Consider the following 10,976-nt stretch of genomic DNA (forward strand, 5'->3'; position numbering starts at 1 on the left):
ACATTATGGGTTATATTGAAGACATGAGAAAACTAGTAGGAAATCATCCACTTATTTTAATTGGATCACACGCCATTGTATTAAATGAGAAAAATGAAATATTACTGCAGCTCCGTACAGATTTTAACCGCTGGGGTATTATTGGGGGTGCCTTAGAATATAACGAAACACTCGAAGACGCTTTAAAACGAGAAGTATTTGAAGAAACTGGGCTTATCATTAGAAATCCAGAACTATTCCGTACATACTCAGGACCAGATTACTTTCAAATCTATCCAAACGGCGATCAAGTACACGGTGTACTCGTTGTTTATATTTGCCGGGAATTCCATGGTGAACTTATATGTGATCAAACTGAGTCAAAAGAATTACGCTTCTTTCCGCTTGATGAGCTACCTAGTAATCTGCCTCCAGTTATTGAGAAGATTATTACAGATTTCCAGCAAAAACAAGGGAACGCTTAACGTTCCCCCTCAAATCCAATCCGTTTTTTAATTTCCGCTAAATTTACCTTCGCAATATAACGCGCAATTTCAATATGCTGAATTTGATTTTTTCCGACAGGTACTGTTTCTGTCCTTTATATCAATCAGCTAATGGATCGACTAAATTTCTTGAATCATTTCCACTCTGTTTCCAAATGGATCTCTAAACTCAAAACGTTCAAAACCAGGTATAGGTACCCCTTCAATTATCGGAATATCATTTTGTTCCAACACATTTCTCCAGTACGATATATCCTCTACTTGATAAGCTATATGGGCTTTTGTTTTTAGCCGGTCAAAATCATCCTCTGTACCTATATGTACTTCTCTATCTCCGACTTTTAACCAAAATCCTCCACGCCCCTTTAGTGATTCGGGCTTTTCCTTCTCAGGGAGACCAAGAATTTCGCAATAAAAATTTTTCCTCTCTAGTTCAGCTCCTTTTGGAATAGTTATCTGAGCATGATGTAAACCAAGAATCATAAAATCCTCTCCCATTATCAATTGAATTTGTATTATTTCCCTTTGTAATATTTTTAATTTTTTGAATACTGTTTTATTTTACATCATTAAATATAATACATGGAATATTTATTAATTATAATAATCGATAAATATTACTTATATGTGTAGCATTACATCACAATCAAGCTAAAAAATTGTATCCATAAAACAAAAAAACAGAGAAGATTAATCTATCTTCTCTGTTTTAGCTCTTTTTCCTATGTATTCAACTTAACAAATCTATAACTATGCGTAACTAACACTTTTAATATCGCATATCCTGGAATTGCTAAAATAATCCCCATAATTCCAAATAAGTTACCTGCAGTTAATATGATAAATATAATTGTAATCGGATGAATATCTAGCTTTTTCCCCATTACTTGCGGAGAAATAAATTTACCTTCTGCTAATTGTACAACCATCATAACGATAATTACTTTTAAAACCATTGCTGGCGAGTCAATAAATGCGATAATTAAAGCTGGTGTAATTGCAATAACTGGCCCTACGTACGGAACGATATTTACAATCATCGCTAAAATAGCAAGTAATACCGCATATTTAATACCGATAATAAGGTAACCGATTAATAACATTATACCGATAAATAAGCTAACGATAATTTGCCCTCTAATATACGAGCTAATCGCATAATGCATATCGTCTAGTATACTCTTTGCCGCTGGTTGTCTTTGCTCTGAAATAAACTTCAAAAAGTGATTCGGTAATTGTTCACCATCTTTTAAAAGATAGAACAATATAAACGGAACCATTACAAATGTTAAAACAACCTCTGTAACAGTACTCAAAAATCCAGTTACATTCCCAGTTACTGATGATAATGACTTTGTAAAGTCAACTGTGTAGTCTTTTACCATATTCGCAACATCAATATTTAAATTCTCCTGAATTTTACCGAGTAAATTACTTTCCCCAAATCTACGTGCTGCTCGTTCGATTTCATGACCGAAATACGGTAAGTTGTTTATTAACGCATCAATTTGGTCCCGAATAATTGGGATTACCGTTACAACTAAAAATACAAATAATCCTAGTACGATTAAATATATTGAAGCTATCGATACAATTCTCGATACACCTTTTTTTTCTAAAAGCGAAACAAATGGATGCAAAATATAAAATAGTACCCCCGCTAATAATACCGGGAAGAAAATTGTCTTTAAAAAGACAATAAACGGAGTAAACACAAAAGAAATTTTTGTTAGCAATAATATGTTAATAAACAATAACGCAAATCCAAGTAACACCGCTAAATAATTTTGTTCTCTAAAAAACTTTTTCAACTTATCTCTTTTTCTTACATTTTCTTTATCCAACGAAACCACCTCTTTGAATGATGAAAAGCCCTTAATCAGGGCTTTTCATCATAATCTATATCTCTATTTCCTTACAGCTTTCACTACAAATGATACAATAAGAATTAAGACGATTGCTCCTAACAATGCTGGCACGACATGAATCCCGCCAAATGATGGCCCAAAAGATCCAAATAATCTACTACCTAACGAAGCACCTAATAAACCTGCGATAATATTTCCGAACATGCCACCCGGAAAATTTTTACCCGTTATAGAACTAGCAATTGCACCTATAATAGCACCAACTATTAATGTGATAATCCATCCCATTTTTAGTCCCCCATTTCTATTATGGTTTGTATGATTCAATACAAAAATATGTATTTATCAACGCTAACCATATTTCACTATAGAAATATACCTACTACTAATATATGTATGGAGATACATATATTATATGCAAAACAGAAAAACATTGTCAAACTTATCCATCAATAAATTATATCGATATAGCACATTCAAAGGAGGATTCATTATTTATGATTCACAATTTACTTACCAATTCTTATGAAGTAGCAATATCTATTTTACAAGTTCAAATACCAGCTTATACAATTGAAGCGGACTATATAAACAGTACCGCAATCCCTCGTTTATATGATACTGTAAACGATATTCAAAATTGCGGCGAAACATTCTATGGATATTTTTCTGAAAATAAACTTGTCGGCTTTATTTCTTTTATAGAAGGAGAAGTAATTGACATTCACCGACTAGTTGTATCGCCTGATTTTTTCAAACAAGGAATCGCAACGAAACTGTTACTTTATATATTTAACATGTTCCCTTCTTCCATGACATACATTGTACAAACAGGAAAAGCAAATACTCCGGCTATCGCATTATATAAAAAACACGGCTTCATTGAAGTAACAAATACAGAACTCCCTGATGGTCTAGTACTTACACAACTTAAAAAAGACAGGAAAAATAAAATAGTTTGACTCATTCGTTTATTTATGTTATTTTTTACCTTATATAACCTTTTGCTGAGTCCAAATTTTGGAGCGGGGGAACCATTTTTGTAGCTATGCTACTTGGGGCGAATCTTTTTTAAGTAGGGAAACTCTCACTTCCCGAGTCCGACAGCTAACCTCGTAAGCGTAATGGGAGAGGAAGGTGCTCTTTGCCTATGTTACACATTTTGCCTCCTTAATTATAAATATGGAATCGATACCGAATAGACACCTATATTTATAGAAAAGGAGACATGCATTATGTTACGTTTATCTGATCATGCAATAAAAATGATGGAGCAAAGACTTCGACTAGAACAACACCGCACATATCAAGCGAATAAAATTGTAGATAACTTACATCACAAATACTTCTTTCAGCATATTTTTCAACCAAAAAGATAAGCAGTAAAAAATACAGCGTACACTTTTTCGGTGTACGCTGTATTTTTCATTTTCTCGCTTTCACAATAAACGTAGTCGGCACCATTTTAGCTTTATATAAAGAATAATACTTCGTAGAAGGTTCAGCCACTTCTTCATCAAATACACGAGATGGTTTAGGCTCTTCTATTCTCTCAATTGTAAATCCAGCTCTATTTAAATCATTTATATATGTACTCATTTTTCTCTTATATAATGTCGCTTGTACATCTACTCAGATTGATGATATTCGCTAATAAAAAAAGAGTAGCTTCTCAGCTACTCCCTTTTCTTACGATGCATGATGATCTTTCTTCTTCAACAACGCTCTCTTCTTCATCGCCTTCGTTAAGTATCCACCTTTAAATGAACGAATTTCATACGAAGACATAAACGCTTTCGGTGCAATTTCATTAATAATTTCTAAAAGTTCTTTCTCTCTAGAGCGTTTTGCGACGATATCTAAACGATAACGAATAGAATTAATACCTTCACCTTCAAATACTGTAACGCCAAATCCAGAGTGGCGTAATTCATCTACTAATTCATTACAACGGTCTAGTAAACTAACTTGATACGTAATATATCCAATTGCTAATTTATTCTCTATATAACCGCCTAATAATAGTCCCGCACTAAAGCCAATGACGTAGGCGACAATGTTCATCCAATTTGATAAATCTTGAAACACAATACCTAAACTGACAATGTAAATAGCACCTTCTAACAATCCTACACCAGCAGCGGATCTTGTTTGATTCTTTACAAGCAAAATCGTACGGATTGTTAATATAGGAACATAAATAATTTGAAGCACAAAAATAAGTAACGCTTGTAACATTGGTATCCACCTCTTTCAAAAAGTCTTTTGTCATAATAACATACATAAGCTTTAGAAATCGATGGGTTTTTTAATTTTTTTAAATTATTTTTCGTACTATTGAAAAAACGAAAAAAGAAGCGTATTATATTTGTCGTTAATTTGTGATTACTTTCATTTCACATATATCTCCCTTGTAAAAACGCGCTTTTTTTATGTAACGACTCGATATGACCGGTCAATAGATTATCGATTACCGATACAGCCTGCACCACCTAAAACTGTCATTTCGTCATCCCCTCTCGATTTGTGCTTTGTAATTCTTTGATAAAGCGATCAAACCCTGCTCTACCATCTTTATTCATCTTATAGACACCAGCATCTTCTAAGACTCGTTCAAATGTTTTTGCAACTTCAGTTTGAAGAAAGCTTTGGATGTTCTCTTCCGTATAGCCGCCCTGGGCTTTTAATTCATCTGCCCATTTTTGATGGATTTCAGGAACATTGGCATCCTTATCTAACAAGTACAGCTTAACTTCATGAAGCTCCTCAATCAAACGTGGAGGGAGAATCGCAAGACCCATGGCTTCAATAAGCCCGATATTTTCTTTCTTAATATGCTGTACATCTGGATGTGGATGAAAAATTCCATCAGGGTATTCTTCGCTCACATTATTATCACGCAGTACAAGATCAATTTCATAATTTTCTTCGCGACGTCGCACAATTGGTGTAATCGTATGATGTTTTGTGCCATCCTTTGATTGCGCACGAATTTGTAAGAATTCATCTGAATAGTTCTTCCAACTTTCATGGATATAGGTACTGGCATTAATTAGTTCTTCTTTGTTTAAAGAAGAGAGGCGAATCACACTCATTGGCCAGTTGACAATACCACAAGAAATATTCGGGTAGTCAGATAGTTCAAATATTTCAATAACTTTAGCCTTTGCCATTGGAAAGTTATGGCGTCCAGCTTGATAGTGATCATGACTTAAGATAGATCCTCCTACAATAGGTAAATCCGCATTTGAACCAATGAAATAGTGTGGCATGATTTCTACAAAACTAAATAAACGAGAGAATGCCTCACGAGAAATTTTCATTGGTCGATGCTTCTTAGATAATACGATGGAGTGTTCATTAAAGTATGCATATGGTGAATATTGAAAACCCCATTCTTCTCCATCTAGCTCGATGTTAAGGATTCGGTGATTGCTTCTACCTGGATGGTTAAAGCGACCAAAATACCCTTCATTTTCAATGCAAAGTAAACATTTTGGATAATTGCCCTTCGGTGCATTTCTAGCCGCTAAGATCTCTTTTGAATCTTTCTCTGGTTTGGACAAATTAATAGTAATCTCAAGTTCACCATATTTTGATTCTGCTAAATAATGAATATTTCTTGCAATTTCACGGGTCTTTATATAATCATTGCGTTTACTTATTTCAAAGAAATAATCCGTTGCTTGTTTAGGACTTTTACAATATGCCTCCTGAAAATTCGCATTGACCTTAGATGGAAGTGGTGTAATCACATTCATTAAAAGTGCTTCGAACATTTCACGATTAGCTTGGTTTTTAGAGATAATATGATTTTCCATCGCTTTATCCATAAGCGTATCTAACAACACATGTGGGTCTGTTTCAACTACACTCGTAATCTCTCCCATTTCCGATTCGCCAATCAAACGTAATAGTTGATTGTGCATATAAATTCGGTCATTTTCCTCAATAGCTCCATTCTCAATCGTAAGTGTAGTAAAATCATAAATTGCTTGACATATGTTCATCGTTTTCACCTCATTCATCATCCAATCACTGTAGTTCCACTACCAATGTGTGCCACATAAAAGACAGGCGCATATCCGACAACTTTGATATATTCATCATAAACATTGTTTTTAAAAGTGTGGGTTTCACTTTCTTTTACTAATGCGATGGCGCATCCCCCAAATCCCGCTCCAGTCATACGGGATCCAAGAACACCCTCTTGTTTTTGCGCAGTGGCCACCAATGTATCTAATTCAAGCCCAGTTACTTCATAATCATCTCTTAAAGATGTATGAGAAGCATTCAATAGCTTTCCGAATTCTTCTAAATCACCTGCAGTAAGAGCTGCTTTGGCTTTTTTTGTGCGTTCATTTTCGTAAACTGCATGCTTCGCGCGTTTAATTAGGATTTCATCTCCAATAAGATTTTGATTTGCATCAAATTCTGCTTCGCTTAGTTCTCCAAGTGCATGAATCTCTAACTTCGTTTGGAGACGTGCGAGTGCTTCTTCACATTCAGCACGGCGCTCATTATATTTTGAATCTGCTAGTTCACGACGTTTATTAGTATTCATAATTACAATAGCATAATCGTCCAAAACCACTGGAACCATTTCATACTTTAACGTATTGGTATCAAGGAGAATCGCTCTGTCTTTCTCGCCAAATCCAATGGCAAATTGATCCATGATACCAGAATTTACACCAATGAATTCATTTTCAACTTTTTTACCCATTTTCACTAATTCAAGTCGCGTTACGTCCAAGTTGAACAAGTCTTCTAATACTATGCCTACCAGTAATTCAAGTGAAGCACTACTTGAAAGTCCCGCTCCATTTGGAATCGTTCCTTCAACTAATAACTCAAAACCACAGTCTATTTTATGACCTGCTTCTTTCAGTGTTAAGATAACTCCTTTTACATAATTTGCCCAATTTGCATTTTTATCATAATCTAGTTCATTCAACGTGAAGCTAATCACTCCAAGTTCTTCAAAGTTCGTTGAGTAAACAAATACTCTATCATCCTCACGACGTTTAGCTACTCCGTAAGTTCCATAAGTAATAGAAGCGGGGAACACATAGCCACCATTGTAGTCTGTATGTTCTCCGATTAAGTTGATACGTCCTGGAGAGAAATATTGAGTTGTTTCTTGAGGTCCAAATACCTCAGCAAATTTTAAAGTTAGTTCACGTTTCTTTTCCATAAGTATAAACCTCTCTTTTACATTTATTCTAAGTAAGGAAATTATCTCAGTACTCACTGGATCACTTCTAACAGTTCCTTATTATTTCTAAACACAACATCGTATTTTAAATAAATTCTGATAGCAGTATCTAATTTTTCTATACATGTTTCTAACGTGGTATAAGTAATGTCGTATTCCCATGCCACATCTGACAAGGCACGACCATGACAACGACGCACAATTTCACGGCGAAACGAAGTCGTGGAAGAACGAATTAACCCAAGTCCGTAATCATACGGCAAAATCATTTTGATAAACTTAGCGTACAAAGTGAAAATTCCTCTCTTGGTTTGTCTCGACAACAATTACGATTCGGGAGTTTTCACTTTTTTTATAGTCATTTATGGAAAATAATTCAATCTAACTTAATTCAACCCCGACTTATGGTAATGGAACAATAATATGAAATTCTGTCATCGTTTGATAAGTTGAATCTGCCCTAAGAACCATATTCCCCAAATCAGAATACTGTTCAGCACCCGGGGAAACCTGTGTTTCAAAGGTAATTCCACCATGGTGTGCAAGTTTCTTGCCATGCATGAGAGGCGTATTCTCACCAAAATTTGCCGTAAAGATGACGACACTTGGTTCTTTTGTGACTATTTCAATTTTGACCACTTCATCCGGGCTAATGAGTTTCACTGAACTATGTAGTAGCTCAGGTCGGTTCAAGAAAAATGGGTGATCAATTCCATCCACTAATTCTTTTTGAACAAAAGTACTATTGAAGGTTTCTTTGAGTTTAACTGGCTTTCGAAAATCAAACGCAGTACCTTCTACAGGAAACTTTTCACCAATTGGAATACTTTCCTGATCAAGTGGTGCAAATCTATCACTATTCACCCATAATGTGTGTTCATTTACAGGTTGCGTTACATCACCAGTTAAGTTGAAATACACGTGATTAGTTGGATTAAACAAGGTATCTTTGTCACTTGTCGCCCTAGTTTATATTTTCCAAATATTCTCATTATTTATTGTGTAACGTATCTTAACATCAAGAGTCCCCGGAAAACCATTTTCACCATCTGGACTCACCGTATGAAATATCACTGAGACCTCATCATTATTATCGATAACTTGATATTGCCACTTTTTACTTTCAAATCCCGGGGTACCGCCATGTAAAGTGTTTCCGGTTGTCTCATCAATTTGTACTTTATAGATTTTCTCATCAATTTGAAAAGTTCCATTTTGAATTCGTCCAGCTACTCGTCCAATTGAGGCACCAATATATAAATCCTTTTCAAGATATTCCTGTGCCGTATCAAAACCAAGTACGAGCTCACGTAGACCATTCGTTGTTGGTACCTTTAAACTCGTAATGCGAGCACCGAAATCTGAAACAGTCAACTGCAGGCCGTTCAGATTGGTAATAGTGATAATCGTATAACCTGCACCGAAATCTTTTGTTGTAATGTTCATCTTAGATATCCTCTACTTCTTTATTTAGAATGAGCAAGTGCAGCACTAGAATTGAACTCTTCAGTTGCTTCCTCGCCATGATTTAGCTTTGCTTCTAGCTCTTTGACGATTTGAGCATATTTTTTCTCTGTTAATGTGATCTTCCATATAGGGGGAATTTTGTTTTGTTAGCTTGATAGCGATGGGATTATCACCCTTATCCCCATGCTTTTATTTCTGAAATGGCTATGCAAGTACTCTGTGCTGCTTTCATCACAACTCTAATCTGCGATGTAGCAATCGGCGCGAAACGAAGAGTTAACTCCTTTTTCATATTAACATCCGACTGAGTTCCCTCGATTGCTTTCCACTCTTTCCCATTCCAATATTCGAGGTGCAAGGAAGCAGGTGGTCTCGTACCTCCCCCATCATCATAAAAATGAAAATCTAATTGGGAGACAGTATTCTCATGACCAAAATCTATTGCTACCCAATCTTCTTTAGGAATCATTCCCCTGTTTTTTGCTACATAAACTAAGAATTTCGATTTTAACTCCTTATAGAAACCGGTTTCTTTTTAACAAAAATGAATCGAGTTCCTTTTAGTTAAAAAGGGCTCAACTACAATTTCTTTTCTCTCTTCTTTCTCACTTTTTGCATCAATAATTAAATCGACTGCCTCTTTACCAATTTTTTCATAATCATGGTTTACAGAGGTTAAGCTTGGAGTCACTATACTAGCTACAAAAGTATCATCATATCCCACAAAGGAAAATTTCTCAGGATTAATATTTTGATTGTTGCACTCAATTAAAGCACCAGAAGCGACCATGTCATTTATACAAATAATGGCGGTTGGCAATTCCCTGTTTTGCAACAACGTTTTCATCGCATATTCTCCGCTTTCTACTGAAAACTCACTGTATATATGCCAATTAGGGTTATAGATTAAATGATATTCTTTAAGAGTCTCTATCAATCCCTGTACTTTAATATCAGTTGAAGTAACCCCCTCTTTCCCTCCAAGTAAACCAATGTTTTTGTGGCCCATTTTCACCAAATAATCTACAATCATTCGAATTCCCTTATTTTCATCGGATCTTACTTTATAACAATCTACACTCTCCATTTCCCCATTGATCATTAAAACAGGTATTTTACTCATAACATCCAAGACTTCTTCGGCCTCTTCAAGAACAGTTACTGTTTTATTGATCCTTCCACCCATCATTATTATGCCTTCAACCTGGCGTTCAGAGAGAACTCTTAAATAAAGAGACTCCATCGTACTATCATTCATCGAGTTACATAAAAAAATGGTGTACCCCTTTATGAGCGCATATTTTTCAACTTCTATAAAAATGCTTGAAAAGAAAGGATTCGTTATATCCGGTAAAATAAATCCAATCATCTTTGTTTCTTTTCTAGTTAAACTTCTCGCAATACCGTTAGGTTGAAAATTATATTCCTCAATTTTAGCCATTACTTTTTCTCTAGTTCTTCGACTGACCGGATAATTTCCGTTTAAGACACGCGATACAGTTGCAGGGGAAACATTTGTCGCTTCGGCGATATCATAGATTGTGAATGTCTTTTTCTTCAATTCATTTCCTCCTAATACATTCACATATCTCTGAAAAATAAATTAGCTATTATTTTTCAAAGATACGATTAATAAATCAAGAATAATCAAATTATTATGATTATAAACCGGTTTCTGATTAGAATATACTAATACTAATGGAAGGTGTCAACAACATTTTGATTTAATTATTTTATTTTTCAGATTTTTTTATTTTCCATCTTACTAATTCTGGTGCAGATATAATATCCATTTAAAAAGCGGAAGAAGATGAACTATAATATTAATTCAAAACACCTTTCATTAGTTGAAGTGAACCCGAATAGTGGTACATGAAAAAAACACCTCCTGAATTCGCATACTAAGTATGCAAATTCAACGGAGGTGTTTTTCATTTG

12 protein-coding genes, 2 pseudogenes and 1 riboswitch are annotated in these 10,976 nt (G+C 34.9%); of the genes and pseudogenes, 3 read left to right on the forward strand and 11 right to left on the reverse strand.

Annotation, left to right across the window (positions count from 1 at the left end; genetic code table 11):
- Positions 1-5: 5 nt before the first annotated feature.
- Positions 6-464 (forward strand): NUDIX hydrolase, encoded by a 459-nt coding sequence (locus tag MR065_RS23220; protein ID WP_242215210.1) that lies wholly within the window; start codon positions 6-8, stop codon positions 462-464.
- A gap of 141 nt (positions 465-605) precedes the next feature.
- On the opposite strand, the gene MR065_RS23225 is transcribed toward MR065_RS23220, so the two are convergent.
- The 3 genes from MR065_RS23225 to MR065_RS23235 all read right to left on the reverse strand — a co-directional run bounded on the left by MR065_RS23225 (position 606) and on the right by MR065_RS23235 (position 2,641).
- Positions 606-968 carry a VOC family protein gene (locus MR065_RS23225; RefSeq protein ID WP_242215211.1) on the reverse strand — a complete coding sequence of 121 codons (363 nt, stop codon included), beginning with the start codon at positions 966-968 and terminating at the stop codon, positions 606-608.
- A gap of 239 nt (positions 969-1,207) precedes the next feature.
- Positions 1,208-2,329, reverse strand: coding sequence for an AI-2E family transporter (locus tag MR065_RS23230; RefSeq protein WP_242215212.1), 1,122 nt, complete (start codon positions 2,327-2,329; stop codon positions 1,208-1,210).
- Positions 2,330-2,392: 63 nt separating this feature from the next.
- The gene (locus MR065_RS23235; RefSeq protein WP_098990502.1) at positions 2,393-2,641 is read right to left on the reverse strand and encodes a GlsB/YeaQ/YmgE family stress response membrane protein; all 249 of its coding nucleotides are present in this window, start codon (positions 2,639-2,641) and stop codon (positions 2,393-2,395) included.
- Between the two features lie 104 nt (positions 2,642-2,745).
- Here MR065_RS23235 and MR065_RS23240 point away from each other — a divergent pair, with 104 nt between their 5' ends.
- Both MR065_RS23240 and MR065_RS23245 read left to right on the forward strand, forming a co-directional pair.
- Positions 2,746-3,315, forward strand: a complete 570-nt coding sequence (locus tag MR065_RS23240; RefSeq protein ID WP_396022391.1) for a GNAT family N-acetyltransferase — start codon at positions 2,746-2,748, stop codon at positions 3,313-3,315.
- 33 nt (positions 3,316-3,348) lie between these two features.
- Positions 3,349-3,491: riboswitch (cyclic di-AMP (ydaO/yuaA leader) on the forward strand.
- 97 nt (positions 3,492-3,588) lie between these two features.
- Positions 3,589-3,732, forward strand: a complete 144-nt coding sequence (locus MR065_RS23245) for a hypothetical protein (RefSeq protein ID WP_000945244.1) — start codon at positions 3,589-3,591, stop codon at positions 3,730-3,732.
- A 46-nt stretch (positions 3,733-3,778) separates the two neighbouring features.
- On the opposite strand, the pseudogene MR065_RS23250 reads toward MR065_RS23245, so the two are convergent.
- From MR065_RS23250 to MR065_RS23285, 8 genes and pseudogenes are all read right to left on the reverse strand, one after another.
- Positions 3,779-3,982 (reverse strand): annotated as a pseudogene (locus tag MR065_RS23250) (class I SAM-dependent methyltransferase); the annotation flags it as partial.
- A 60-nt stretch (positions 3,983-4,042) separates the two neighbouring features.
- Positions 4,043-4,591 carry a DUF2179 domain-containing protein gene (locus MR065_RS23255; RefSeq protein WP_088229749.1) on the reverse strand — a complete coding sequence of 183 codons (549 nt, stop codon included), beginning with the start codon at positions 4,589-4,591 and terminating at the stop codon, positions 4,043-4,045.
- A gap of 263 nt (positions 4,592-4,854) precedes the next feature.
- Complete coding sequence (gene galT / locus MR065_RS23260; protein ID WP_242215214.1) at positions 4,855-6,384, reverse strand: UDP-glucose--hexose-1-phosphate uridylyltransferase; 1,530 nt, start codon at positions 6,382-6,384, stop codon at positions 4,855-4,857.
- A complete protein-coding gene (locus tag MR065_RS23265; RefSeq protein WP_242215215.1) occupies positions 6,381-7,550 on the reverse strand; it encodes a galactokinase in 1,170 nt (389 codons plus the stop codon). Before MR065_RS23265 ends, galT begins: the two co-directional genes overlap by 4 nt.
- Positions 7,551-7,603: 53 nt before the next feature.
- On the reverse strand, positions 7,604-7,861 hold the full coding sequence (locus MR065_RS23270) for a hypothetical protein (protein WP_242215216.1): 258 nt from the start codon (positions 7,859-7,861) through the stop codon (positions 7,604-7,606).
- A 112-nt stretch (positions 7,862-7,973) separates the two neighbouring features.
- A pseudogene (locus MR065_RS23275) lies at positions 7,974-9,017 on the reverse strand (galactose-1-epimerase).
- Positions 9,018-9,213: 196 nt separating this feature from the next.
- Complete coding sequence (locus MR065_RS23280; protein WP_242215217.1) at positions 9,214-9,507, reverse strand: discoidin domain-containing protein; 294 nt, start codon at positions 9,505-9,507, stop codon at positions 9,214-9,216.
- A gap of 66 nt (positions 9,508-9,573) precedes the next feature.
- Positions 9,574-10,599, reverse strand: coding sequence for a LacI family DNA-binding transcriptional regulator (locus tag MR065_RS23285; protein ID WP_242215218.1), 1,026 nt, complete (start codon positions 10,597-10,599; stop codon positions 9,574-9,576).
- Positions 10,600-10,976: the final 377 nt, after the last annotated feature.

This window comes from Bacillus cereus group sp. BfR-BA-01383 (genome assembly GCF_022663495.1).
GTDB classification, from domain to species: Bacteria; Bacillota; Bacilli; order Bacillales; family Bacillaceae_G; genus Bacillus_A; species Bacillus_A cereus_AU.

Coding starts and splice junctions, on each gene's coding strand:
- MR065_RS23220 (WP_242215210.1), top strand. CDS start 6: ATGGGTTATATTGAAGACATGAGAAAACTAGTAGGAAATCATCCACTT.
- MR065_RS23225 (WP_242215211.1), bottom strand. CDS start 968: ATGATTCTTGGTTTACATCATGCTCAGATAACTATTCCAAAAGGAGCT.
- MR065_RS23235 (WP_098990502.1), bottom strand. CDS start 2,641: ATGGGATGGATTATCACATTAATAGTTGGTGCTATTATAGGTGCAATT.
- MR065_RS23240 (WP_396022391.1), top strand. CDS start 2,746: ATGTATGGAGATACATATATTATATGCAAAACAGAAAAACATTGTCAA.
- MR065_RS23245 (WP_000945244.1), top strand. CDS start 3,589: ATGTTACGTTTATCTGATCATGCAATAAAAATGATGGAGCAAAGACTT.
- MR065_RS23255 (WP_088229749.1), bottom strand. CDS start 4,591: ATGTTACAAGCGTTACTTATTTTTGTGCTTCAAATTATTTATGTTCCT.
- galT (WP_242215214.1), bottom strand. CDS start 6,384: ATGATGAATGAGGTGAAAACGATGAACATATGTCAAGCAATTTATGAT.
- MR065_RS23265 (WP_242215215.1), bottom strand. CDS start 7,550: ATGGAAAAGAAACGTGAACTAACTTTAAAATTTGCTGAGGTATTTGGA.
- MR065_RS23280 (WP_242215217.1), bottom strand. CDS start 9,507: ATGATTCCTAAAGAAGATTGGGTAGCAATAGATTTTGGTCATGAGAAT.